Genomic DNA, 26,052 nt, shown 5'->3' on the forward strand with positions numbered 1-26,052 from the left:
GATGACGACTAGAAATGATTATCCTGCCGTAGAGATATTACTGCAAGATGGAAGTTTGGATAAAGCGTTGAAGACCATAGGTGAAAAGGTATTGTCGCAGGAGCGGCTTACGCCTGATGAAGGTATCCTTTTATTTGAAAAGGGAGATCTGTCCTACCTGGGCGCACTGGCCAATTTTGTGAGGGTGCGTATGCATGGTGATAAAACCTATTTCAACCGTAATTTTCACATAGAACCCACTAACGTCTGCATCTTTACCTGCAAATTCTGTTCTTACTCCCGTTCCTATAAACACCGTGAGGAAGGCTGGGAACTAAGCATAGACCAGATGCTGGATATTGTGAAAAAGTATGACGGTCAACCTGTTACAGAAGTACATATAGTAGGCGGCGTACATCCCAAAATGAACCTGGAATTCTTTTGTGAGCTGCTGAGCAAAATAAAGGCCCATCGTCCGGACCTGCACCTGAAAGGGTTTACGGCTGTGGAACTGGATTATATGTTCCGCAAAGCAAAGCTTTCTGTTGAAGAAGGCATGAAAATGCTGCGTGATGCAGGCTTACAATCACTTCCCGGCGGCGGCGCCGAGATCTTCCACCCGGATATCCGTGCACAGATCTGCCATGATAAGGTAGATGCCGATGGATGGCTGAACATTCATAAAACTGCCCATCAGCTGGGAATGCATACCAATGCCACCATGCTGTATGGTCACCTGGAACAATACTGGCACCGTGTAGATCATATGGAACGCCTGCGTCAGCTCCAGGATGAGACCAAAGGCTTCAATACTTTTATACCTCTCAAATTCCGTAATGGCGACAATGAGATGTCTCACGTTCCGGAATCTTCAGTAATAGAAGATCTCAGGCTTTATGCCATTGCCAGGTTGTATATGGATAACTTCCCTCACCTCAAGGCTTACTGGCCTATGCTGGGAAGGAACAGTGCACAGCTTACCCTGTCTTTCGGCGTAAATGACCTGGACGGTACTATTGATGATACCACCAAGATCTATTCTATGGCTGGTTCAGAAGAGCAGAACCCGTCTATGAACACTGCACAGCTGGCAATGCTGATAAAACAGGCGGGTAGAAGACCTGTAGAAAGGGATACAGTTTATAACGAGATCAAAGATTATACAGATGTAGTGTTCTCTGAAGAAGAACTTATGGCCCGTTAAAACCATCTTCCATATGTCCATGTATGCTACCAAATGGTTATTCAACGCATTACTGAGTGTGTACCTTGCCGGCTGTCACAATAATGGCAGTAACCAGGTGATCAGGTCAGAAAAAGCGATTGTAACTGCAAGCAATGATGGGCCGGTATTCAGGAAGGAAGGTGAGCTGTATTTTCTGAGCAAAATAAATAATGATACCCTCCGGAAAATAGATGTGGAATTTGCTACGACCGATGAGGAAAGAGCACAGGGGTTAATGGATAGGAAATCTATGACGGATGATCAGGGGATGTTGTTCATCTTTGCCAAAGCTGAGGAGCAGTCTTTCTGGATGAAGAACACCTATATTTCCCTGGATATCATTTACCTGGATGAGAAAAAGGAAATTGTGTCTGTGCAGAAATATACTACTCCCCTTTCTGAGGAGAGTCTGCCTTCGTTTAAGAAAGCGCAGTATGCGCTGGAGGTGAATGCCGGGTTTTGTGATAAGTATCATATAGCTTATGGTGATAAGATAGTTTATAGGGCTGTTAAATAATTAAGCGGGGAACTGCACAAAAAAAACGCTTTTGCCTTCGGCAAAAGCGTTTTTTTTGTGGGAGAGGCCTGCGGCCGGCTAAAAAGTTTTTTTTTAGAAGGTTTTGACCTGCTTACGGCCGGTTAAATGATTTTTTTGTGAGAGGCCTGCGGCCGGCTAAAAAGATCTTTTTAGAAGGTTCTGACCTGCTTACGGCCGGTTAATGATTTTTTTTGTGAGAGGCCTTCGGCCGGTTGTATTATTTAAGTTCTTCCATTGTAAAAGATTTTTGCCTTCCTTTATATTGCTTCCTCACATCCTGTATATCCTTCTCCGTTACCTTTGCTGCATGATTGTTCCAGGCCCCCCTGATAAAGCTCAGCACTTCTGCGATATCTGCATCAGAGAATTCGTCATTGCTGCCTATTCCCGGCATATCTCCGCTTATTTCAGGTGCTTTGTAGACTTTCCCGTTCACTTCTACGGGACCGGTCAGACCATATAAAACAATAGCCGTTAACCGCCGTTTATCTCCTGTCACTACACCAGATTGATTCAATGGCGGAGCCAGGGATTGTATTCCCTCACCATCTGCCCCATGGCAGGTCTGACAAACTGTTTTGAAGAGGATAGCGCCCCTGGGGTAAGTCTTCTCCAGGCTTGCGTTCATACTGGCCATCCGGCGATGCTTTATATCTTCTCTTACCTTCTCCAGGTGTTTATACAATACCTGGGTAGTATCTGTCTTCCATTCCTTCAGCTGTTTCAGCAGCTCATCTTCCTTACCTGCGGCATGGCTGATAATAGCATCCGCCACAAAAGGATCGTTGGCATACCGGCCTGCCAGCTCCATTTCAAGGGTATTCACTTCTTTGCCCAGGAAAGGCGGGAAGGTATGCAGGAGCCTTGCAACATAAGGCGCCAGGAAAACATTTTCCCGCAACGCTGCTACCGCCGCCAGTACTTCTTTTGCATTGACCGGTGTGATGACAGATGGCAATGCGGCAAATGCTTCTGCCTGCAGGTATGGGTTATTCTGCTGCAGAAGCAACTGTATATCTGCATATTGTAAAGTACCTAATCCCTCCAGCGTCCACAGTGCATGAATGGCACCTTTTACACTGTCAGTATGACGAAGACGCTCTTTCAGCGCCGGCGTTAACGAGGTATAATGATTATCTACGATCAGCTGCTGTGCTTTATCTCTCACCCATCCGTTGGAATGGTCCAGCAGGGCAAGTAATTGCTGTGGATGGTTCTCTATCACAACAGGTTTCAGCTTACTACCTGCAGGCGCTATACGGTAAATACGGCCACAGTTGATAGGATTGGTGAGATTCCTGCTTCTGATCTCTTTTTTCAGATACGGGGTGAGATATGTTTTATGCTGGATAATGCCCCTGTACATATCCAGTACATACATGGCTCCGTCAGGGCCGTCATAAAGGCTTACCGGCCTGAAACGCTCATCCGTGCTGGCCAGGAATTCCTTATGGGCGTAGGCCTGCTTTCCTTTAACGATGTACCCGCTATCCTGCAGGATGTTACGTTTGACCAGGTTGGCGGAAGGTTCTGCTACAAATACATTGTTATCATATTCTTTGCCGAGCTGCGCACCACGATATACGAGCGGGCCGCAGGCGGCGGTCATATTCCGGAGGCGGAGGCTGTCATCCAGCGTATTTTTCATATATCCCCTGTTCACACCGGTGTTGGCCCTGGCGGAATATACGCGGGTATCGGGCACTATTTTCTCGTCGTAACCGGCTACACGTTTCTGGTCAGGATTATGTACGCCCAGGCCGGGCAGGAAATAATCGCCCAGCACATTTTCAGAGTTGTTGTTGTAGTAAAGCCTGCCGTAATTATCCTGCGTAATGCCCCATTGTCCGCGGAAATGCGTGTCTTCCTTCAACCATTTATTCCCTGACTTACGGTAACGTTTATCGGATTTGGCGTTATAGATCCAGTTGTCCATAGCACGAAGGAGGCCGTTGGGCTGATGTTCTACGTTACCGCCTTCTGTATATTTATTGTCTACCAGGGTACGTTTACCTGCTTTATCACCTTGTCTTTCAATGAACCATAGCTTTGGCGGCTCTGCCAGCAGCACGCCGTTCTCTACCAGGCAGACTGCCCTGGGAAGCACGAGGGAATCGAGGAATACAGTACGTTTATCAGCTACGCCGTCCTGGTTGGTATCTTCCAGTATCACTACCTTGCCGTTAGGAGCATCTTCCCCGGTACCGCTTGTGTCAGGCATATAGCCTGTCATCTCCACCACCCACATACGCCCTTTTTCGTCGAAGGTCATGGCTACGGGCACGACTACCAGTGGTTCCGACGCTACCAGCTGCACTTCCAGTCCTTTTTCCACTTCCATATGGGTAATGGCCGTCTTTGCGTCCAATACAGGGGATGTGGCATATTTCTCCCGTATAGCCAAGGAATCAGGACGATTGCCTGCCGGATCTTTTTTTTCATCGTGGCATGCTGTCAGCCAGAGGGCCGCTGCCAGCAGATAAAACCTGTAACTCATCGTTGTAATCGATTGTAAAGCCCAAAATATGAATTAAATTAGGAAATAGAAATTAACTTCGCTGATTGTAGCGCATCGGTTTAAAATTTTTTGTGATGCGGTACACGAGGAAATTGCTTTCGCCTCCGGCAAAAGCAATTTTTTTGAGGAAGTTCCTTGTGCTGTGCGTGGCATAAGGCCTGAAAAGAGATTTTTGGGACAGGCTTTAACGTGCGGCTAAAAAATCAAATAAAGAATCTGCTTTCATTCACAACCATCTAAATAGCTTATGGGACGTTTTCAGGGCATTTTTGGAATAATTTTGATCCTTGGCCTGGCTTATTTATTCTCTAACAACAAAAGAAAGATCAACTTCCGCTTAGTGTTCAGCGGTATTGCGTTACAGGTACTGATAGCTCTGTCTATCCTGAAAGTAGGTCCTGTATTCCGCTTCTTCCAGGGAGTGGGTAAGGCAATGGGAAAGCTGGAGGACTTTGCCCGTCAGGGCGCCGCTTTCGTATATGGTGGCATTGCGGTAGAGCAGAAACCCGGCACTATCGGCAATTACCTGGGTGGCGGCTTTGTATTTGCGTTTAATATCACTGCCGCCATTATCCTGGTATGCTCTCTTGTAGCTATCCTTTATCACTTTGGTATTATGCAGCGTATCGTTGCCGTAATAGCCCGCGCCATGAACGTGATCATGCGGGTGAGCGGCGCTGAGGCATTAAGTAATGTGGCGAGCGCTTTCGTGGGGCAGATAGAGGCGCAGGTGATGATACGCCCTTACCTTCCGTACATGACAAAAAGTGAGCTGCTGGCTTCTATGAGCGGTAGTCTGGCCTGTATAGCTGGCGGGATACTGGTAGTATATTCCAATATGGGGGCTCAGGCAGGTATGGATATTGCCCCTATGCTGATCACTGCCAGCCTGATGGCTGCGCCGGGAGCACTGGTCATTTCCAAGATCGTTTTCCCGGAAACGGAGGAATCTCAGACAATGGGGAAAGTGAAAATGGAAGTGAAGAGTCATTATGTGAATGTGATAGATGCCATTACCCATGGGGCGGGAGATGGTTTTAAAATTGCTATGAACGTAATAGCTATGATCATCGGGTTTATTGCGCTGATAGCTTTCCTGGATTGGGGATTGCTGAAGGTAGGACAGCTTTTTCATCTGAGCTTTCCATTGAGCCTGAACTGGATATTCGGGAAGCTCTTCTATCCTATTGCGTGGGCTATGGGAGTACCTGGTGAAGATGTGAACAGTGTGGCTACCTTGCTGGGGCAGAAGCTGACCATTAATGAGTTTATTGCGTTTAAGAATCTGACGGATAAGGCTGTGCCGGTGTTGTCGCAGAAAGGGTTGATGATAGTGAGTATTGCTATTTGCGGGTTTGCTAATTTTAGTAGTGTGGGGATGCAGATAGGGGGTATTGGGGTGTTGGCGCCGGAGCGTAGGGCTGATCTTGCGGCGCTGGGGATGAAGGCGTTGTTTTGTGGTACGTTGGCTTCGTATTTGTCGGCTACGATTGCGGGGATATTGTTTTGAGTAATATTTGTGTTGGATAAATTGTTTTGAGTAGGATTTATGTTGGATAAACTGCACAAAAAAATCGCTTTTGCCTTCGGCAAAAGCGATTTTTTTGTGAGAGATTTTTCTAACCGGCCTTCGGCCGGTTAGAATGATTTTTTGTGAGAGGCCTTTGGCCGGTTAAATTATTTTATCGACCTGCGGCCGGTTAATTAGTCAAGTCTTTTAATCAGATCTGCCATTACAGCTTCCCATTCGGTCAGTTCACCGCTTTCAGACCAGTTCTCCCTCATTTCAGAAGATTCTTTGATCTTCTCAGCAACGGAACGTGCCAGTTTGCGGAGTGCCGGAGTAGCCAGCAGGTTGAGGGAATCAAGATGATCCAGCGGATCTTCAGGGAAATCTTCACTTGCTTTTCCGGCCAGTGCAGCTACAACTTCTGCAGCAGCCAGTGCGTCTTCGCATTCAGATGTATCCAGTGCACCTTCTTTGTTTAACGTGAACTGCAGGGTATCGGCAACCATGCCGCCGTCCTTGTTGTCCATCATTTCAAATATCCAGTCTTGAGAGCCATCATTTTCGAAGTTTCTGGTACCCCATGTGCCCATGATATATAGTTTTTTTGGTTTTTATGTGATGATTAACTTAGTTCAGACTTCTGAAGTCCACCGGTACCAGCTTGCTTACGCCTGGTTCCTGCATGGTAACACCGTAAATAACATCCACAGCGGCCATTGTTTGCTTGTTGTGCGTTACAATGATGAACTGTGAGTTGTCAGAGAACTTACGGATCATGTTGGTGAACTTACCAACGTTGGCATCATCCAGCGGAGCGTCCACCTCATCGAGGATACAGAACGGCGCCGGTTTGATCAGGTAAATGGCAAATAACAATGCCGTAGCTGTCAGTGTCTTTTCTCCCCCGCTCAGCTGTGTAATAGCTGCCGGGCGCTTACCCTTCGGTTTGGCAATGATCTCAATACCTGTATCTGCCAGGTTCTCGGGATCGTTCAATATCATATCACACTGGTCTTCTTCAGTGAATAGTGCCTTAAATACACGTACGAAGTTTTCCTTCACCTGGTTGAAGGTATCCAGAAATTTCTGGTTAGCTGTAGCTTCCACTTCCTGGATAGTAGCCATCAGAGACTCTTTTGCACTTACCAGGTCATTTTTCTGTTCCAGGATAAATTCATAGCGCTTCTTCATTTCCTGGTAGGCTTCTATGGCCGTAGGGTTGATCTCGCCCATATTCTCCAGGCGCTTTTTCAACCTTTCAGCACTGCCCTGCAACTCATCTACCGGGAGTGTGGAAGAACGCTGTTCATCCAGTATTTCGTCAAGGTTCACTTTAAACTCAACGCTGAGACGCTCTTTCATGGAGGCCAGCTGTAATTTGAGCTCGTTCACCTTGTCTTTTATGACTGTCAGGGATTGTTCCAGCTGCTGACTGGCCCTTTGTTTTGCACGCAGGCCGCTTTCCTTTTCAGTCAACTGGTTACGGAAGTTGTAGTATTCCTGGTCTTTCTCATTCAGTTCTTTCTCTTCTTCTTCTTTCTTCCTGAACAGGTCTACCAGTCCTTCTTCTGCGTCCTGCAATTTATCTTCTGCCGCTGCAATATTAGCTACAGCATCTTCCAGCTGTGATTTGTTGCTGGTGATCTGTGCATGCAGGTCAGTCAGCTGTTTGCGTTTAAAGTCCAGCTCCTGCTTCAGGGCCTGTACTTTACTCTGCTGACGTGTATGCTGCAGGTTCTGGTTGTTGAACTGTACGTTGGCCTGGTTGAATTGCTGCTCTGCCTCTGTTGCCGCTCTTTCTGCCGCAACAATGTTGTCATGCAGGGCATGTACTTTTTCATTCAGGTCTTCCAGTTCTTCCCTTACACCTGAGATGCTGTCCTGGTTAGCCTGCAGGGAGTCCTGCATTTCTGCCAGGCGCTTATCGCCGGATTCTATCAGGTGGCGGAAGTTCTCAATACGGTTCTGTAATCCGAACACCTGGTTATTCAACTGGTTGATCTTCTCGCGTGCGGTATTGATATTATTTTCGTTGAGCTGGCTGTTGTAGCCCAGTACCTGGTTGTGTTTCTCCTGTATCTGCTGACGCAGGGAAGCGACTGTTGTTTCCAGCGCCCGGATCTCTTCGTCCAGTTTTTCCAGGTTCTTGGCACGGCCCAGTTTCTTTCCTTCAAACAGTCCTACGGAACCACCGCTGAAGCTGTATTTGCCACGGTGCATTCTGCCGCTCTTTTCTATAACGAGTACGTCCTGGTCTGCCAGCTGTTCAAAGTCCAGGTTACTGATATCTTCACTGATAAATACTTTGCCCAGGAGATAGTTGCCCAGTCCTTTGTATTTCTCTTCCAGCTCTACTACTTCCAGTGCGGGAATTGCACCGGGAGGCGTGAACAGGCTGCCACTCTGGTGGTTGAACTGGTCCAGGATGAAGAAGTTGGCCTTTCCTTTTTTATTTTCGTCCAGCAGGCGGATGGCTTGTATAGCTTCCGCTGCATTATTAACAACATAATAGTTCAGGTAAGGTTCAAGCAGGTTTTCCACGCAGGTCCTGTAATCCTCTTTACAGAAGAAAATATCGCTGAGGATGGGCGCACTGTTATTCCAGTCGTTGTTCTTTTTCAGGAACTTGATACTTTCGGGATAGCCTTCCAGGCTGTCTACCAGGGATTTTAACAGGTCGTATTCATTCTTCTTCTGGTCGAGCGTTCTGTTCTCGTCCACCAGTTTATCGCGCAGTCCTTCTATTTCTCCCTGTGTGGCCAGGATCTTTCCTTTGGTCTCTTCCTGGAAAGCGATCATATCTTCCAGGTCTGCTTTCTGGTCCTGGAGGGTGTCCTGCAGTCCGGTCCTTTCTTCTTCCAGTTGAGTGATCTGGAGCTGGCGACTGGCTTTTTCTTCCTGCAGCTGCTGTATGCTGCGTTGCAGGTTCTGTACCGAGGTATCTGCCACGGCTACTTTCTTCTCTGCCTCGAACTGCTGGCGTTGCCATTGCTGCTGATCGCGGCGCAGGTTTTCCAGCGAGAGTTTTTTCTGGTTGAAGCTTTCCTTTTTCTCGTCCATCATGTCCTGCAGGCCTTCCAGCTGGTCCTGCAAGGATTCGAAGACTTCCTGTTCTTCTTCTACCTGCGTTTCGGTGAAAGCGATAGAGTCTGTCAGTCCCTGGAGCTGTCCTTCTGCGTTATTGAGGAAGTTGCTGATGCTTCTTTCCCTTTCTTTCAGGTAGGTGAGCTGCTGAGTGGCCAGGTTCTTATCGTTCTCTTTGGTACGGATGGTAGATACGAGCTCATTGAAGGATTTCTGCAATACCTGCAGTTCTCTTTCTTTGGCCACGAAGTGCAGTTTATCTTCTTCCACGCTGGCTTCTTCTGTGGCTATTTCTGCTTCAAGCGCCAATTTCTTATCGCTTTCTGCCTGTTGTTCATCCGTCAGCTCTTTGAAGGTAACATTAAAGCCTTCCAGCGCTGCTTTTGCCAGCTCTATACTGATCTCGCGGTATTCTTTTTTGACTTCGTAAAAACGTTCTGCCTTACGGGCCTGGGCTTCCAGTGTTTTGAGGTTGTTATTGATCTCAAAGAGGAGGTCCTCTATGCGGTTCAGGTCACCTTCTGTAGCGTCCAGCTTGGATTTGGCTTCTTTTTTACGTGTCTTATAAATGGAAATGCCGGCGGCCTGCTCCAGCATGCGGCGACGGCTGTTCTCTTTATCCTTGATGATATCGTCTACCATGCCCAGTTCTATAATGGCGTAGGAGTCTGTGCTGACACCGGTATCCATAAACAGGTTATGGATATCTTTCAGACGGCAGGCTACGTCATTGAGGCGGTATTCGCTATCGCCGTTCTTATAAAACTTACGGGTAATGGTTACAGTTGTAAATTCTGTAGGCAGTACATTGCGGGTGTTTTCAAAGGTCAGGCTTACCTCGGCCATGCCGCTGGCAGACCGGGTTTTGGATCCATTGAATACCAGGCCGGATTGGTTCTCGGAACGCAAGTTACTGATCTTGTGCTCTCCGATCACCCAACGGATGGAATCAATGATATTACTTTTGCCACAGCCGTTGGGACCAATTACCCCTGTTACCCCCTCATCGAAGTGTAATACGGTTTTGTCTGCAAAACTTTTGAAGCCTTTGATTTCTAATGTTTTTAAACGCACAATTAGCTCCGCTTTGTTTTTTTAAGCCGTCAAAGATAACTATGATTTCTCTGATTTAGGACCAGGATTTGCCTCTTCCTTTCAGAAGAATCATTTTTTTTAGCATATTTCATACCTAAGTTATGAATATCAGCAGGTTAGTGCAATGTGACATCCATAATTTGTCCAAAGAAAACGGTAATTTATCAGACAGGGGGGAATTAATTATACACAGTTGTGTAAAAAATATGTTCCTGAGGGTGTTAAATGAGATGGGGATGCTCAAAAATGGGTTTCGCCTTCGGCAAAACCCATTTTTGAGAGGTTTTTGTTGCGCTGCGCGCGGCTGAATTTTTGAATGAAGAGAAGAAGAGATTTTGGGCGATGTATGTGCCGCTGAGATTTTTATGAGGAGGGAGAGATATTCTTTGCGTTGCGCGCGGCTGAATTACTGAATGAATTAAATAACTTTGCATATACTAAAATATCCAGATGCGGCATTGGATCCAGGAAGTCAGGAATTTTATCTATAGCTATCATTTCAGCACAGGCCTCCGTACTACCATCAGCGTAGTAGTGCCATCAGTAGTCTGCTCCATGATGGGCCAGCTTTCCATGGGTATCATCATTTCCCTCGGAGCTTTAGCTACAGCACTTTCAGACGTTCCCGGCACTGCCCTTCACAAACGAAACGGTATCCTTACTGCTATTGGCTTTATCACCGTTACCGCCCTGGGCACTTCTCTTATAACTCCCTATCCCCTGCTTATGACGGGATGGATACTGGCCTGTTGTTTTGCCAATTCCATGCTGCTGGTGTATGGGAACAGAGGAGGTAATATAGGTATTGCCTGTATGCTGGTGATGATCTCTATACTGGGTGAAAACCCTGTAGGCCCTGCAGAAGCGCTCTCTCACTGCCTGCTTATCTTTATAGGATGCGTCTGGTACGGGTTCCTGGCGCTGCTGCTCTGGCAGATCCGTCCATACATGAGCGTTCAGCAGATGCTGTCGGAATGTATTGCGGAAACCGCCCGTTATATGGAAGAACGGGCAGGCTTCTATGAGAAGGATGCGGCAGAGGAATTTGACAATATCTTCAGGTCCGTTCTGGCACAACAGGTGGTGGTGAGTGAAAAGCAGGAAGCTGTACGTGAGCTGTTACTGAAGCGCCGATCGGCACAGCAGGGCTCTACCAGCATCAATAAAAGCATGGTGCTGATCTTCCTGGACATTACTGACCTGCAGGAGCAGATCATGGCCAGCCAGACAGACTATATTGCTCTTCATAAAGCATTTGACAATACAGGCATCCTTGACAAATTTCACGCGCTGATCATGGATTTTGCGGGCGAGCTGCATATCATTGCTGCAGCAGTGGCCGCAGGGCAACGCTCCCTGCCCAAAGCCAACCTTCGCCATGAGATAGAGAAAGTGCAGCATGCCATTGACGAGATCAGGAAAACACTGCCTACCTTCCAGGAACGTACCCGTCTCATTACGCTGAACAATATCCTGCATAACCTGCAGGACATGACACAACGTATTTACAACCTGCACCGCCTTACCCGCCTGGAAAGGGTGAAAGATGAGATCATAGATCCGCGCTTACAGCTGTCCCGCTTTACCACACGTAACCGCTACGACCTGGAAACGCTGCTCAACAACCTCTCTTTCCAGTCGCACATTTTCAGGCATGCGCTAAGGGTCAGCATTGCAGCGGTAACCGGTTACCTGCTTGGACAGATATTACACCTGGAAAGAGTATACTGGGTGCTACTCACCATAGTAGTAATACTGAAGCCGGGATTCGGGATCAGTAAAACCAGGAGTTACCAGCGATTGCTGGGCACCGTACTGGGAGCTCTTTTTGCTACAGGTGTTCTATTCCTGACCACCAATAATACCGTTATCTTCATCCTTATGCTGATCTGTATACTGGGCGCATACAGCTTTATGACGCATCAATATACACTCAGCGTGTTTTTTGTTACTCCTTTTATCATCTTCCTTCTGCATATTATTCACCCGGCGCACCTTCAGCATGTGGCGTTCCGGGTGCTGGATACCTTCATAGGAGGTATTATTGCCCTGATGGCCAACCTGTTATTGTGGCCTACCTGGGAGAAAGATTACCTGCCCAGTCATATGATCAAAATGGTGAAGGACAATGCCCGGTATTTTGAGCAGGTAATGCGTATATACACGGGGCAGGAGGTGCAGATGGTTGATTATAAGCTGGCAAGGAAAGAAACGAATGTAAGCGCGGCCAACCTTATGTCTGCTTTCCAGCGTATGTTGTCAGAGCCTAAAAGCAAGCAGCAGCATGGTTCGGAGATCTATCATTTTGTGGTGCTGAACCATTCGCTGATGTCTCATATAGCAGCACTGGCTAACTATGGATTGTTGCACAGTATCCAGTATCCAAAGCCGGAATATAAGCTGCTGAGTAACCATCTGCGACAGCATTTTGATTGTATCATACGCCGGCTGGAACATCCGGAAGAGCCGCCGTTACAGTTGCCTGCCAGCCCGGAGGCTTTTGAGACACTGGATGTGCAGCTGGAAAATCTTTACCTGCGCAGGCAGGAGGAGGTGAACCTGGGACATGGGGATTCGGCTATCAGGCAGGAGATGCTGGAGACGAAGCAGGTGAGGGATCAGCTGCATGCGATGTTGTCTTTGTTGAAGGATATGAAAAAGACAGTGGATAAGGCGTTGGAGCCGGAAGAGCGGCAGGGTCCGGGGTTGTTGAGAGATTTGAAAAAAGTTATTTCGAATAAGTAACAGAATATAAAAACACTCAAAAAATCGCTTTTGCCTTCGGCAAAAGCGATTTTTTGAGTGTTTTTTTTTGGCCTGCGGCCCGCTGAAAAAGGCGAACGAAATTTTTTTGCGGGGGAATTTTTTGCGCTGCGCGCGGGCTAAAGCGGATTATTTAAGGTAAATAATTTTAAACTGGTCTGACAGTGGTTCAATATTCTCCAATAAGAGATCAAAGAATGCAGGGCCACGCTGTACATACCAGGGCATAAAGTTCTCTTTACGCTCCTGTAATGAATTAGCCGGGAAAAGCCGCTTTTTCAACTGCCTGATCTGCTCCGTCTGCCATGCAAATTTCTTCTTCTCTGCCCGCAGGAATTTATGTTCCAGTTTACCGACAGATTTTACTGCCTTGATCCTTTCTGAAGCTACTGTAGCTTCCAGGGTTACATCGATATCCCTTGCCTTCAGCAGGAGATCATCGAACAGCTTTTCAACAGCAGCATATTCATCCTTCAGTACGAGAGCAGCGTTAGTATGTTTCAATACAAAGCTGTTCACCAGGCTTTCTGTTTCTTCAAAGAGGTCTGTAACAGATAGTCCCAGTTTATCCAGGCGCTGACGGGAAGCATCATCTGCCAGCAGGAACGAGTTACGGAGGATCAATACAGGGTAAGGCACCTGGTAATGGTTGAACAGGTCCTGCAGCTCCAGCCAGTAGGCTATTTCCCCACCGCCACCTATGAAGGCAATATTAGGCAGGATGGTTTCCTGCAGCATACCGCGCAATATTACATTGGGGCTGAAACGTTCCGGATGCCGGTTCAGTTCCTGCTCCAGGGTATCTGCGGTAAACTCTACCGGCATATGGAGCACCTTCCAGGTGTCACCTATCCTTACAATGCGCTCACGCGCTGTTGGTGTAAGGTAAAAGAGGTTGATCTCCCTTGGATTGGCCTGTACTTTATAATGCCTGGAGAGTTCTTCTATGGTGTTGTTAACTATGCGGTGGGAGTGCTGGTTGAACAGCTCATCCCGCATAACGGGAATAAAGAGTTGCTTCAGCAGGGGGTTGTCGGGTACCAGTACTATCAGCCCATAGCGGCCAAACAATTCATTTACAAGGTACAGGGTACCTTCCTGTATATTCTCATGTTCCAGGTAGGAACGTTTGAGCAGCTGTACCAGTTCTTCTGTGTGTTCTCCATATCCCAGGGCGTTCTTTACCTGTTCTATCAGTTCTTCGAAGCCTTCCGGCGCCATCCTGCCAACGGCTCCCTGCTGGGAAGTAGGCCAGTTAATGGTTTTGCCATCAATATATACATGTCCCAGTTCGTCCAGGTCAGCATCTTCGCTACCCATATAGTAAACAGGAACAAAGTTATACCGGGGATATTCCGTCTTCAGGTTGCCAGATAACTTAATGGTTTGCAATATTTTATAAGCGAAGTATAAATATCCGGTGAAGATATTGGGCTGGTGGGCGGTGGTGATGGTAAAGGTGTTCTGGTCCAGCAGGCTATCAATGTTCTCCTGTACAGCCGGTGCTATCTGCAGCCCTTCGTACTGACCGCGAAGGGCGTTGACGAGTTCCTCACGATGTTGCGGAAAAGCTTTTTTAGCTTTTATAACTGCTTCAAAATCAGGTTTTACGGGAGAATATTTATAAAATGGTCGGAGGTGTGGATGCTCGGCCAGGAAATCTGCTACCAATTGATTAAAATACCCGGTTTTACTATACGGGATATTGCTTACAGGTTGTTCCATACGCTACTTCGCTGAATCTTTAGATGCACGAAGGTATGGAACTAAAAATTAATGTTCAATCAGGAATTATGAATGGTAATATTTAAGGGTAAAAGCCGGGATAGAGAGAATTTAATTACCAGGGGCAGATGGGAAATACCGTGGGGCACTTTAGCTACCGCAATACATACACTAAACATGCTTAAGACGTGCTTTAAACATGCTTGAAAGATACCTGAAAGTGGGAGTTAAGGAGAAGGAAAAGGGGTTTGGCCAAAAGGCCACCCCCCTTTTTATGAATTTAGCGGGCGTATGGGCCCACAATTATATTATGTACCCGTCAGGGAGTACCACGCCATTCTTGATCACCACAATACCATCCTTGACAGCATAGTTATCATAATCCCCATCAGGCAGCTTCTCTCCTACATTGATCTGTACCCCGTTACCGATGCTGCAGTTTTTATCGATGATAGCATTATTGATCCGGCAGTTATCTCCTATACCCATTGGCGGATGACCTTTCTGTATGGCTTTACCCAGGTCTTCCAGGGTCTGGTAATAATCGGCACCCATTACATAGCTGTTGGTGATCACAGATCCTTTTCCTATGCGGCTGCGGATGCCCACTACACATCGTTCGAGGTGGCTGTCGGAAATAATACATCCGTCGGCGATAATTGTACTTTTCATAGTACCGGATATCTTGGCCGGCGGCAGCATACGTGCACGGGAGTAGATGATATGGGATTCATCAAAGAGATTGAATTTGGGGATATCGTCTGTCAGCTCCAGGTTAGCTTCCCAGAAAGAGCTGATGTTACCGATATCTGTCCAGTAGCCGGTGTACTGGTAGCTTACTACTTTGATGTCTGCATTGATGGCGTAGGGGATCACTTCTTTACCAAAGTCTGTCGCTGCTTCCTGTCCGTTCAGCAGTTCGAACAATGTTTTCCTGTTAAAGATATAGATACCCATACTGGCCAGGTAGATGCGGCCTGCGGCCTGCATTTCATCGCTTACCGGCGATGCCCAGGGCGCCAGTACGTCCTGCTTGGGTTTCTCGGTAAAGGAAGTGATGAGGCCTTTATTGTCAGTTTTAAGGATACCGAAGTCTGAGGCATCTTTCGCATTTACGGGGATAGTGCCTATCGAGACTTCTGCTCCTGATTCAATATGGTGCTGGAGCATTTCACGGAAGTCCATCTGATAGAGCTGATCGCCGGAGAGAATGAGTACGTATTCGTATTCGAAGTTCTCTATATGATGCAGGCACTGGCGTACGGCATCGGCAGTACCCTGGTACCAGGCGGGGTTATCGGGCGTTTGTTCTGCCGCCAGTATATCCACGAATGCTTTACTGAAATGGCTGAAATGATAGGTGTTCTTAATGTGCTTGTTGAGTGAAGCAGAGTTGAACTGCGTCAGCACAAAGATGCGGTTCATATCGGCATTCAGGCAGTTGGAGATAGGGATATCGACGAGGCGATATTTACCTGCCACCGGTACGGCCGGTTTTGAACGGCGACGTGTTAACGGATAAAGACGGGTGCCGGATCCGCCACCTAAGATAAGGGAGATAACTGCGTTAGACATATATTACTGTTCTTTGTTTCAGTTTTTGGATAGTGATTGGCCCTGCGGGCCAAATCGAAAGCTATCAGTTTTTGGGTTGCGCTATGTTTGCCTAGCGGACAATGATCGAGCTGTATAATTGCAGATATGCTGCTGCCGAATTGTCCCATGAATTATCCAGTTGCATACCGTGTTCCCGTATGTCCTGGAACCGGGCAGTATCGTGATAGAGCTGTACTGCGCGTCCCACAGCAAGACAGGCATCCCACGTGGCTGCATGTATGAAACGTATACCGGAACCTCCGGGGTCTCCAAAGTCTGTTACAGTATCTTTCAATCCGCCAACACTACGAACAATGGGCACTGTCCCGTAACGCAGGGCGTACATCTGGTTCAGTCCGCAGGGCTCTACCCTGCTTGGCATCAGCAGAAAGTCACTTCCTGCATAGATACGATGGGATAATGCCTCGTTATAACCGAACTGCAGATTGAAGTTCTTTCCGGTATATAACTTTGTTTGTTGCAATGACCATTCCACATGTGGATCGCCACTGCCAAGAAGTATAAAATTCAGCTGTTGTTTCTGCTCATAAATGGACCTGCCTATTATTTCCGGCAGCAGGTCGGCACCTTTATCTGCTACGAGCCGGCCAATAAATGAGATCAATGGTAATTCGGGGTCGAGATCAAACTCTTCGCAAAGTTGTTCTTTATTTTCGCGTTTACCTTTTACAAAAGTATGTTCATCGTATGCTGCCGGCAACATGGGGTCTGTTGCGGGGTTCCATACATTGGTATCTATACCGTTCAGGATGCCGGCGGCTTTTCCTTTTTCGTAGTTCATCAGCGCTTCCAGTCCGTTGGCGCTTGTGAACAGCTCCTGCATATAATTGGGGGATACCGTGGTGAACCGCCATGCGCATTTGATAGCGGCGGCCATGGGGTTGATGGCCCCGTCCCAGCCCAGCAGGCCTGCTTTCCAGAGGTCAAAGCCCGGCAGGAGGTAGAGCTGGTCCCAGCCAAACTGCCCCTGGTACTGGGCATTATGAATAGTAAAAACCGTTGCTATATTCCGTAACCGCTCATACTTGTAGGAATGTGACATCATAAAAGGGACCAGTCCTGTATGATGATCATGGCAATGCACTACATCCGGCTGATGCTGCCATTCGTTGAGCCAGTCAAGTACTGCTACCTGGAAAGCCAGGAAACGCTGCATATCATTGTGATGGCCGTATACGCCGTCTTTGTCCAGGAGGCCGGGAATATCCAGCAGGTAAAGATCAAACCCCAGTACATTGGTGGTTTCCCTCCAGATATTGACATGATACCAGTCATGGCCCAGCCAGGTACCGCCCTGGTGTACCAGCTCAAATTCGTGTGTGTGAAAGAAACGGGTATTGTAGGCAGGCATTACTACCTTGGCCATATGACCAGCCAGACACTGGTATTTGGGTAATGCCCCGACTACATCTGCCAGGCCTCCCACCTTTGCTACAGGATAACATTCCGCGCTTACGTGTAAAATCTCCATGCTTTTGATTTATGTCTTATTCAAATTACCGTGGAAAAAGCATATTACAAAGGAATGTCCAAATTATATTTTAGAGCCTGCTGTCCCCGTTGATTGCAGCTATAGCATATCTATTTTTTTTTCTATTTACGGTTGATTGCCTTTCATGTTTCTGTATAATTTTTTTGCTGTGCAATTATGCCAACAACTGGGGCATAGGAACCACGGAACGGGAACAGCAGGCAATAAAAGAGAATAACTTACCTTCGGAAAAAGATTCAATTCGTATATAACTATGGAGTTTGGACGCGTTGATCCGGCCCAGCTGGATGAAATTGATTTTACGTTGCCGGCAGATCCGGCCTTCAATAAAACGGTGCTGAAAGGAAAGCCTGTAAAGAACCCCCATATCTACATGGGATGCGCCAAGTGGGGCAGAAAGGAGTGGGTAGGTAAGATCTATCCCAAAGGCACCAAGGAAGCCAATTTCCTGGACCAGTACGTACATCATTACAACTGTATAGAGCTGAATGCCACCCATTACAAGATCTATGACGCTGAAGCCATCTCCAAATGGGATGCGCGGGTGAGTGATAAAAAAGACTTTAAGTTTTGTCCGAAAGTACCTCAGTCTATCAGCCACTACAGTAATCTAATAGATGCCTCACAGCAAACTACGGCCTTCCTGGAAGGGGTGCTGGCCTTTGGAAAACACCTGGGGCCTATCTTCCTGCAGCTGAGTGATAAGTTTTCTCCTAAGAGAAAGGATAACCTTTACCGTTATCTCCAGAGCCTGCCGCAGGACCTGCAGTTCTTCCTGGAGGTAAGGCATCCGGAATGGTTCAGTGATACAGGCGCCAGGGAAGAGCTTTTCGGTATGCTCCATAAACTGAATATAGGGGCGGTGATCACGGATACCTCCTCCCGCAGGGATTGTGCGCATATGTATATGCCGGTACCTAAAGCGTTTATCCGTTTTGTAGGGAACAGCCTGCATCCTACAGATTATACGCGGATAGATGACTGGGTCAACCGTATTAAATACTGGCTGGAAAATGGGGTGAAGGAGCTTTATTTCTTTATGCATATGCATGATGAGGCCCATTCTCCGGAACTGACCGTTTATACAGTGGATAAGATCAGGGAGGTTTGTGGTATAGAATTGCAGAAGCCGGTATTCCTGCCACAGCAGAATTCGCTGTTTTAGGCTAAGGTATAAGGGTTTACCTTCGGCAAACCCGTTTTTTTGAGGGAGGTGATGGTTTGCGGCCGTCTGAAAGGGGATCTGGATGGATAACCCTTGTATCCCACCATTCAATATATTACTTTTGAAGCCTGAAAAGGGAAGTTTTATAATATGCGAGACAAGCTTAGGGGATTAGCCCGTGACCTGACGGGTACGCTATACGATGATGAAACAATGCGGACATTGTACGCCACAGACGCATCCGCTTACAGGGAAATGCCGCTGGCAGTAGCTATACCGGCAGATGAAAAAGACATCAAAACACTGATAGCCTTTGCCCGCGCCAATAAAACTTCGCTGATTCCCCGTACTGCCGGTACCTCTCTTGCCGGGCAGGTGGTTGGTAACGGTATTATAGTGGATGTGTCAAGAGCCTTCACTAAAATACTGGAAATCAACAAAGAAGAACATTGGGTAAGAGTACAGCCCGGGGTAATCCGTGATGAGCTGAACATGTTCCTCAAACCTCATGGCTTCTATTTTGGTCCTGAGACCTCTACCGCCAACCGTGCCATGATAGGCGGCATGGTAGGTAATAACTCCTGCGGTTCCAATTCTGTTGTATACGGCAGCACCCGCGAGCACCTGCTGGAAGTTAAAGCTATTCTCAGCGATGGCAGCGATGTGGTATTCAACACTATCAGCACGGAAGAATTCCATGAACGCTGTGAAAGGAATGACGGATCCCTGGAAACTGCCATTTACAAGCAGGTGCGTACCCTGCTGAGCAATCATACCAACCAGGAAGAGATCCGGAGAGAGTTCCCTAAACCCAGCATTACCCGCCGTAACACAGGCTATGCTGTGGACCTTCTCCTGGAAACCGCTCCCTTTACTGCGGGTAAAGAAGATTTCAACTTCTGTAAGCTCATAGCCGGTTCTGAAGGCACCCTGGCTTTTATTACCGAGATAAAAGTGAATGTATCTCCGCTTCCGCCCAAAGAAACCGGGCTGTTGTGTATACATTTCAATAATATAGACGAATCGCTGCGGGCCAATATTATTGCCATGCAATATAAGCCCAGCGCCAGCGAACTGATTGACCACTACATACTTGAATGTACCAAGGATAATATCCAGCAGCGCAAGAACCGCTTCTTTGTGCAGGGCGATCCCGGGGCTATCCTGGTAGTGGAATTCTGCCGGGATAACCGCGAAGCCATCACTGAAATTGCCAACAGGCTGATAGCTGACCTGCAGGCTGCGGGACTGGGTTACCACTTCCCTCTCCTCTTTGGCGAGGATACCAAAAAGATATGGACACTGCGTAAAGCTGGGCTGGGCCTGCTCAGTAACCTGCCCGGCGATGAAAAGGCAGTACCGGTGATAGAGGATACTGCTGTAGATATTGAAGACCTGCCGGCTTTTATCCGTGACTTCAACGAGATACTGAAAGGCTATGGTCTTTATTCCGTACACTATGCCCATGCCGGCAGCGGAGAGATACATCTCCGTCCTATCATCAACCTGAAAACAGAAGAGGGCAACCAGCTTTTCCGCAAAATAGCGGAGGAAATAGCTACGCTTGTTAAAAAATATAAAGGTTCCCTCAGTGGTGAGCATGGAGATGGAAGGCTGCGCGGGGAGTTTATCCGCCAGATGATAGGAGAAAAGAACTATGAACTGCTACGCGAGTTAAAATATACCTGGGACCCGGAGAATATCTTCAATCCGCACAAGATCGTGGATACTCCCAGCATGAACAGTATGCTGCGTTATAAACCCGGTCAGAAAGTACCTCCTATCCAGACCATCTTCCATTTCCCTGAACAGACCATGCTGCAGCATGCGGAGCAGTGTAATGGGTCTGGCGACTGCAGGAAGACACACCTGAGCGGAGGCACCATGTGTCCCAGCTATATGGCGACCCGTAATGAGAAAGATACTACCCGCGCCAGGGCTAACATTCTGCGTGAGTTCCTGACCAATTCCAATAAAGAGAACCGTTTTGATCATAAGGAGATCTACGAGGTACTGGACCTTTGCCTGGCCTGTAAGGGCTGTAAGTCAGAGTGCCCGTCAAACGTAGATATGGCAAAGCTGAAAATGGAATTTCTCCAGCATTATTATGATGCGAACGGAGTGCCTTTCAGGTCGAAGCTGATCAGCAACTTCAACCGTCTGAACGGACTGGCTAAGCTGACGCCGGGAATTTACAACTGGATGATCAAAACTCCGGCTGTAAGTAACCTGATCAAAAAGACAGCTGGATTTGCTACTAAACGGTCACTGCCCGGTTTGTATTCAACTACGCTGAAAAGCTGGTTCCGCAAGCAATGGCCGGCGCAGAAAGCTGCAATGGCGCCGGCAAAAAGGCAGGTATACCTGTTCTGTGATGAATTTACCAATTATAATGATACTGAGATAGGTATTAAAGCTGTGCAGCTGTTACAGCGGCTTGGGTATGAGGTATTGCTGACCAATCATCCGGAGAGCGCCCGTGCATGGATGTCTAAAGGATTGTTACGTAAAGCGCGCACGTTTGCGGAAGAAAATGTAAGGATCTTCAGTGAGGTGATCAGTGATACTGTTCCGTTGCTGGGTGTAGAGCCTTCTGCTATCCTGAGTTTCCGTGATGAATATCCTGACCTGGTAAGGGAGGAATTGCGGGAGAAGGCTAAACAATTGTCTAAGAACGTATTTCTTATAGATGAGTTCCTGAGTATGGAAGCGGAGCAGGGAAGGATATCTTCAGACCTGTTCACTAAAGAGAAAAAGCAGATCAAGTTGCATGGGCATTGTCAGCAGAAAGCGTTGTCAACTCCCCTGCACAGTAAAAATATGCTTTCACTGCCGGCTAATTATTCTGTAGAGGTTATTCCTTCCGGATGTTGTGGCATGGCGGGGTCTTTCGGGTACGAGAAGGAGCATTATGATCTTTCTATGCAGATCGGGGAAATGGTTCTTTTTCCTGCGGTGCGTAACGCTGATGATGCAACGTTAATTGCTGCTCCGGGCACGAGTTGCAGGCACCAGGTGAAGGATGGTACGGGGAGGAAGGCGCAGCATCCTGTAGAGATATTGTATGAGGCGTTGGTTTAATGATAATGATATTGCTTAACAAAAAGGGTTCGCCAAAGCGAACCCTTTTTGTTGTTTGAGAAAAGCGGTAGCGCGCGAAGAGATTGCTCAAAAACGGGTTTCGCCTTTGGCAAAACCCCGTTTTTGAGGGAGATTTTTTTGTGCTGCGCACGGCTGATTTTTTTGAATAAAGCGAGGCAGTTTGATATAAAATAAATAAATCATATATTTACACCGGACAATTCACACTTTTAAAAACCTATGACTGAGCCCTCCGTTTACCCATACGGAGTATTGACCTATACTTTAAATGCGAAAAACAAAATGAAAAAACTTCTTTTCAGCGCAATGGCCGCTGTAGTGTTACTGAATGCCTGTAGCAAAGATGATGATGCTTCTTCCTCCGGTTCATTTACTTTCAATGGTACTACTGCAAACACCAATTACGGTACCTATGAAAAAAGCGGTGACGGGCATGTTGAGCTGACTTTCTCCAGCTATGACCGTATCAATACCAGTCTTGGCGATCTTTCCAAAAAGATACATGTGGTATCTATAGAGCTGGATACTTTTGCTGCCGGCACTTATACATTTTATGTAGCCGGTAACGATAATCCGTATGATGCCACCAAGCATTTCCGGTATGCTGATGTAACGTACAATTACAGCCTGAGTTCCCAAACAGAGGGTTATTCCAGTGATAATCTCAGAGGAGGTACTGTAACGCTGACCGGCACTGCACCTAACTTTGGTGTCAGCTATACGCTGGATTTCGATACCGATACTAAAGTAGCTGGTGTATTCAACGGCAAACTGGTTGAATATAAAGAACAATAAGGATTGAATTTTAAACTATAACAAAAGGCAGTGCCTTATGGTGCTGCCTTTATTATGACTTCCATTACAACTATACCTTTAAAACCAGAAAATGAAAAAATTACTTTTCGGTGCAGTGGCAATTGCAGCCCTGATGACTTCCTGCAGCAAAGACGATGCTAAGAATGCAGGTTCCTTTACCTACGATGGAAAATCTTATGTCACTAACTATGGTGTATTCTCAGTTTATGGTACAGAAGAAACAGAGATCCTGCTTACGGATAAGGAAATAACTGCAACAAGCCTTGCAGATACCACTATGAGGATTAACGGAGTGGATATAGCCTTGCAGCTGCCGGCAATTACACCAGGCACTTATACATTTTATAACAGGGATGTTGATACTGTTGAATTTGATGCTACCAAACATTTCAATTATGCAGCGGTGGCTATCAACTATAAATTAAGCTCTGATGAGGAGGCTCCTGAGGCAACCAAAGGCACTGTGACGATTAGTAAGTCAGGTGATAACTATGCTGTCAGCTACTCGCTCGAAGTGGGCGCCAGGAAATTAGTGGGTTCGTATAATGGTCCGCTGAAGAGAGCGCCCAACCAATAAAACTTACTTTATAAACAAGAGGCAGTACCGCAGGGTACTGCCTTTCTTTTTTCCTGTTTCGCCTGCATTACAGCCTGATGGTATCAGGCAGATATTTGGCTATCAGGTCTTCATAGTATGGTTTTAATTCGGATATGACCGGAGGTTTTGGACTTTTTGAATACAGATCATAAGGATTGAATTTCCTGACCCAGTCAAACATTTCCTTGTCATGGTCATTCATCAGGTGAGCGTATGCTTCTTCCCTGTGCTGTGCATAAAAGGAGTGATAACGGATCATATATAATGCCGGTTCCGGCATATGGTCTTTTACCATCTGGTACAGGTATTCGTCGTGGCCCCATGACATGGACACCTGATCCAGTCCGCAGTTGGGACTGTAAACTCCGAATTTGGTATTATAACGTTCATCCTGGTTATCAGGATTATCTGCAAAGAATTCAGGATAAACGATCTTATCTGAGAAGCGGCAGCCTACGGGGAAGGTATCTCCTACCACAGCCCATTGCGGTTCGCCGAAAAGACAGAGCACTTTACCCATGTCGTGAATGAACCCGGTCAATACGAACCAGTCGGGATGGCCGTCTGCGCGTATAGCCTCTGCCGTTTGCAGCAGGTGTTGCAGCTGGTCCAGCTCAATATCGGGATCAGAATCATCCACAAGGGTGTTCAGAAATTCCATTGCACCCCATACCGGCATTTCTTTCCGGCTAAACTGCAGGAACTCTTTCCTTTTCTCCTGGACGAAGTCATACGTCTGGTATTTATGATTGAGACGGTAAAATTCTCTTACCGTATCCCTGCCGGGGTTCTCATAATTCCTGTAATCTTCTTTCGCTTTTTTCTCCTCTTCAGGATAACGTAGTAGCAGATCGTCTTCCCATTGTTCGATACTCTGTAGCGGGCGCAGTTCCTCTCCAGAAAAGTTATTTGCGTTCATATTGCGTGGATTTAAGTCACATCGACGAACTGAATTTACAAATTTCAATCGATTTCAACAAGCAATTTGCTGCTTTTTTTTACCAAAAAACGGTATAAAGGGCTGAAAGTATCCCAACGATGATGACGCTGCCGGCAATGAAAGCCGGGGAAGTGCGGAAGAGTGCGGTATCGACAATGATGACCCGCTCATGGTATTTGCTTCTCAGGTCTGCCAGTGTAACGAGGACCATGAGGGCTATGATGACTACGAATACGATACTCATGCGGTCCAGGAAGGCATAATCCGGGAACAGGCCGTTACTCCATACGGGGAGGAACTTCAGCAGTGTAGAGAGAGGTATTGTAATGAGGGCCCCCAGGAGGGCAGCCTTACTGGTAGTTCGTTTCCAGAAAAAGCCCAGCAGGAAGATGGCGAGTACGCCGGGCGCAATGAAGCCAACGTATTCCTGGATGAACTGGTAGGCCTGGTCCAGTGTTTTCAGGGCCGGAGCTACGAGGCAGGCGATCACCATCGCCACTATTACAGTGATACGGCCTACTATGACCAGCTTTTTCTCGGACGCATTTTTATTAAAATAACGGTGGTAGATATCCAGCGAAAAGATGGTGGAGATACTGTTGGCCTTTCCTGCCAGGGAAGCTACTATAGCTGCGGTCAGGGCGGCAAAGGACAGGCCTTTGAGACCGGGAGGCAGCAGGTTGAGCAAGGTAGGGTAAGCCTGGTCGGGGCGTTCACGGCCTATTGCATCCAGCAGTTCTGAATGGAAAACGCCCTCACGATAAAGCACGTATACTGCGATACCCGGGAGTACGGCAATAACGGGGATGAGCAGTTTGAGGAAGGCCGCAAACAGGATACCGTTACGGGCAGTGGGCAGATCGGCGCCCAGGGCTCGCTGGATGATATACTGGTTACATCCCCAGTAATTCAGGTTATTGATCCACATCCCTCCTATCAGCACGGAAAGGCCCGGCAGGTCTTTATAATAGGGATGCCCTTCCGGGAAGATCATATGAAAATGCGTATCGGCCTTACTTCTTATGAGTGTCAGCCCTTTCAGGATGTCCTTACCATAGCCGAAATGTTCGGATACCATGGTGATGGCCAGGTAGGCGGTGACCAGTCCTCCTATTATCAATACCAATACCTGGATAACGTCTGTATAACCGATCACTTTCATTCCGCCCAGTGTTACTATAATGGCGAAGATGGCGAGGCCGGTTACGCACCAGCCAAAGTCGATCCCGGAGATCACGGAAATGGCGAGTGCACCGAGGTAGATGATGGAGGTAAGGTTCACGAATACGTATACCAGCAGCCAGAAAACAGCCATAATGGTACTTACAGTAGTATTATAGCGTTGTTGCAGGAACTGGGGCATGGTATAGATCCTGTTCTTCAGGTATACCGGGATAAAGAAAACCGCTACAATGATAAGTGTAGCGGCAGACATCCACTCGTATGTGGAAATGGCGAGTCCCAGGGCAAAGCCCGAGCCGGACATCCCGATAAAGTGTTCTGCCGAGATATTTGAAGCGATGAGTGAGGCGCCGATAGCCCACCAGGTAAGGGAGCCTTCTGCGAGGAAAAAGTCTTTTGTACTGGTTGACGCAGCTTTCTTACGGTAGTAGATGAAGATGCCATAGGCGCAAACGATAATAAAGTAGATGAAAAAGACAAGGTAGTCAAGTTTGGACAGGCCAGCGAGCATAGAACAACGTGATTAGGGGTGTTAAGGTAATTAAATATTCCTATTTGAGTAATCTTTATATTTAAGTAGTTTTTCAGTTTAGGTTTGTTTTTGATGTGCAATGCGAGGAATTGCTCAAAAACTGGTTTTCGCCTTCGGCAAAACCCAGTTTTTGAGGGGGATTTTTTTTGCGCTGCGCGCGGCTGATTTTTT

16 protein-coding genes are annotated in these 26,052 nt (G+C 47.2%); 8 read left to right on the plus strand and 8 right to left on the minus strand.

Going from position 1 to position 26,052, the window contains the following annotated elements; translation table 11 throughout:
- The first annotated feature begins 1 nt into the window (after position 1).
- Positions 2 to 1,183 carry an aminofutalosine synthase MqnE gene (mqnE, locus tag GO493_RS11315; RefSeq protein ID WP_157306272.1) on the plus strand — a complete coding sequence of 394 codons (1,182 nt, stop codon included), beginning with the start codon at positions 2 to 4 and terminating at the stop codon, positions 1,181 to 1,183.
- 13 nt (positions 1,184 to 1,196) lie between these two features.
- Positions 1,197 to 1,721, plus strand: coding sequence for a DUF192 domain-containing protein (locus GO493_RS11320; protein WP_232538816.1), 525 nt, complete (start codon positions 1,197 to 1,199; stop codon positions 1,719 to 1,721).
- A 238-nt stretch (positions 1,722 to 1,959) separates the two neighbouring features.
- On the opposite strand, the gene GO493_RS11325 is transcribed toward GO493_RS11320, so the two are convergent.
- Entirely contained in the window at positions 1,960 to 4,239 is a 2,280-nt protein-coding gene (locus tag GO493_RS11325) for a DUF7133 domain-containing protein (RefSeq protein WP_157306273.1), read from the minus strand.
- Between the two features lie 268 nt (positions 4,240 to 4,507).
- Here GO493_RS11325 and GO493_RS11330 point away from each other — a divergent pair, with 268 nt between their 5' ends.
- A complete protein-coding gene (locus tag GO493_RS11330) occupies positions 4,508 to 5,770 on the plus strand; it encodes a NupC/NupG family nucleoside CNT transporter (protein ID WP_157306274.1) in 1,263 nt (420 codons plus the stop codon).
- Positions 5,771 to 5,964: 194 nt separating this feature from the next.
- Here GO493_RS11330 and GO493_RS11335 read toward each other — a convergent pair whose 3' ends face one another.
- The gene (locus tag GO493_RS11335) at positions 5,965 to 6,360 is read right to left on the minus strand and encodes a DUF4259 domain-containing protein (RefSeq protein WP_157306275.1); all 396 of its coding nucleotides are present in this window, start codon (positions 6,358 to 6,360) and stop codon (positions 5,965 to 5,967) included.
- Positions 6,361 to 6,397: 37 nt separating this feature from the next.
- The gene (smc, locus tag GO493_RS11340) at positions 6,398 to 9,928 is read right to left on the minus strand and encodes a chromosome segregation protein SMC (protein WP_317165418.1); all 3,531 of its coding nucleotides are present in this window, start codon (positions 9,926 to 9,928) and stop codon (positions 6,398 to 6,400) included.
- 471 nt (positions 9,929 to 10,399) lie between these two features.
- Here smc and GO493_RS11345 point away from each other — a divergent pair, with 471 nt between their 5' ends.
- Positions 10,400 to 12,694, plus strand: a complete 2,295-nt coding sequence (locus GO493_RS11345) for an FUSC family protein (RefSeq protein WP_157306276.1) — start codon at positions 10,400 to 10,402, stop codon at positions 12,692 to 12,694.
- 147 nt (positions 12,695 to 12,841) lie between these two features.
- On the opposite strand, the gene bshC is transcribed toward GO493_RS11345, so the two are convergent.
- The 3 genes from bshC to GO493_RS11360 all read right to left on the minus strand — a co-directional run bounded on the left by bshC (position 12,842) and on the right by GO493_RS11360 (position 17,525).
- Complete coding sequence (gene bshC, locus GO493_RS11350) at positions 12,842 to 14,437, minus strand: bacillithiol biosynthesis cysteine-adding enzyme BshC (RefSeq protein WP_157306277.1); 1,596 nt, start codon at positions 14,435 to 14,437, stop codon at positions 12,842 to 12,844.
- Positions 14,438 to 14,740: 303 nt separating this feature from the next.
- The gene (locus GO493_RS11355; RefSeq protein ID WP_157306278.1) at positions 14,741 to 16,012 is read right to left on the minus strand and encodes a glucose-1-phosphate adenylyltransferase; all 1,272 of its coding nucleotides are present in this window, start codon (positions 16,010 to 16,012) and stop codon (positions 14,741 to 14,743) included.
- Positions 16,013 to 16,103: 91 nt separating this feature from the next.
- A complete protein-coding gene (locus tag GO493_RS11360; RefSeq protein ID WP_157306279.1) occupies positions 16,104 to 17,525 on the minus strand; it encodes a glycogen synthase in 1,422 nt (473 codons plus the stop codon).
- 274 nt (positions 17,526 to 17,799) lie between these two features.
- On the opposite strand from GO493_RS11360, the gene GO493_RS11365 reads away from it, so the two are divergent.
- The 4 genes from GO493_RS11365 (at position 17,800) to GO493_RS11380 (ending at position 23,206) form a co-directional block, all read left to right on the plus strand.
- A complete protein-coding gene (locus tag GO493_RS11365; RefSeq protein ID WP_157306280.1) occupies positions 17,800 to 18,711 on the plus strand; it encodes a DUF72 domain-containing protein in 912 nt (303 codons plus the stop codon).
- Positions 18,712 to 18,861: 150 nt separating this feature from the next.
- The gene (locus tag GO493_RS11370; RefSeq protein ID WP_157306281.1) at positions 18,862 to 21,792 is read left to right on the plus strand and encodes an FAD-binding and (Fe-S)-binding domain-containing protein; all 2,931 of its coding nucleotides are present in this window, start codon (positions 18,862 to 18,864) and stop codon (positions 21,790 to 21,792) included.
- Between the two features lie 303 nt (positions 21,793 to 22,095).
- Complete coding sequence (locus tag GO493_RS11375; RefSeq protein WP_157306282.1) at positions 22,096 to 22,608, plus strand: hypothetical protein; 513 nt, start codon at positions 22,096 to 22,098, stop codon at positions 22,606 to 22,608.
- Between the two features lie 91 nt (positions 22,609 to 22,699).
- Entirely contained in the window at positions 22,700 to 23,206 is a 507-nt protein-coding gene (locus GO493_RS11380) for a hypothetical protein (protein WP_157306283.1), read from the plus strand.
- A 67-nt stretch (positions 23,207 to 23,273) separates the two neighbouring features.
- On the opposite strand, the gene GO493_RS11385 is transcribed toward GO493_RS11380, so the two are convergent.
- A complete protein-coding gene (locus tag GO493_RS11385) occupies positions 23,274 to 24,146 on the minus strand; it encodes an inositol oxygenase family protein (RefSeq protein WP_157306284.1) in 873 nt (290 codons plus the stop codon).
- A gap of 79 nt (positions 24,147 to 24,225) precedes the next feature.
- Entirely contained in the window at positions 24,226 to 25,860 is a 1,635-nt protein-coding gene (locus tag GO493_RS11390) for a sodium/sugar symporter (protein ID WP_157306285.1), read from the minus strand.
- Between the last annotated feature and the right edge of the window lie 192 nt (positions 25,861 to 26,052).

The organism is Chitinophaga tropicalis (assembly GCF_009758205.1).
Lineage (GTDB): Bacteria > Bacteroidota > Bacteroidia > Chitinophagales > Chitinophagaceae > Chitinophaga > Chitinophaga tropicalis.

Excerpts from the sequence above, each read along its gene's own strand:
- mqnE (WP_157306272.1), top strand. The coding sequence starts at position 2 with ATGACGACTAGAAATGATTATCCTGCCGTAGAGATATTACTGCAAGAT.
- GO493_RS11320 (WP_232538816.1), top strand. The coding sequence starts at position 1,197 with ATGTCCATGTATGCTACCAAATGGTTATTCAACGCATTACTGAGTGTG.
- GO493_RS11325 (WP_157306273.1), bottom strand. The coding sequence starts at position 4,239 with ATGAGTTACAGGTTTTATCTGCTGGCAGCGGCCCTCTGGCTGACAGCA.
- GO493_RS11330 (WP_157306274.1), top strand. The coding sequence starts at position 4,508 with ATGGGACGTTTTCAGGGCATTTTTGGAATAATTTTGATCCTTGGCCTG.
- GO493_RS11335 (WP_157306275.1), bottom strand. The coding sequence starts at position 6,360 with ATGGGCACATGGGGTACCAGAAACTTCGAAAATGATGGCTCTCAAGAC.
- GO493_RS11345 (WP_157306276.1), top strand. The coding sequence starts at position 10,400 with ATGCGGCATTGGATCCAGGAAGTCAGGAATTTTATCTATAGCTATCAT.
- bshC (WP_157306277.1), bottom strand. The coding sequence starts at position 14,437 with ATGGAACAACCTGTAAGCAATATCCCGTATAGTAAAACCGGGTATTTT.
- GO493_RS11355 (WP_157306278.1), bottom strand. The coding sequence starts at position 16,012 with ATGTCTAACGCAGTTATCTCCCTTATCTTAGGTGGCGGATCCGGCACC.
- GO493_RS11360 (WP_157306279.1), bottom strand. The coding sequence starts at position 17,525 with ATGGAGATTTTACACGTAAGCGCGGAATGTTATCCTGTAGCAAAGGTG.
- GO493_RS11365 (WP_157306280.1), top strand. The coding sequence starts at position 17,800 with ATGGAGTTTGGACGCGTTGATCCGGCCCAGCTGGATGAAATTGATTTT.
- GO493_RS11370 (WP_157306281.1), top strand. The coding sequence starts at position 18,862 with ATGCGAGACAAGCTTAGGGGATTAGCCCGTGACCTGACGGGTACGCTA.
- GO493_RS11375 (WP_157306282.1), top strand. The coding sequence starts at position 22,096 with ATGAAAAAACTTCTTTTCAGCGCAATGGCCGCTGTAGTGTTACTGAAT.
- GO493_RS11380 (WP_157306283.1), top strand. The coding sequence starts at position 22,700 with ATGAAAAAATTACTTTTCGGTGCAGTGGCAATTGCAGCCCTGATGACT.
- GO493_RS11385 (WP_157306284.1), bottom strand. The coding sequence starts at position 24,146 with ATGAACGCAAATAACTTTTCTGGAGAGGAACTGCGCCCGCTACAGAGT.
- GO493_RS11390 (WP_157306285.1), bottom strand. The coding sequence starts at position 25,860 with ATGCTCGCTGGCCTGTCCAAACTTGACTACCTTGTCTTTTTCATCTAC.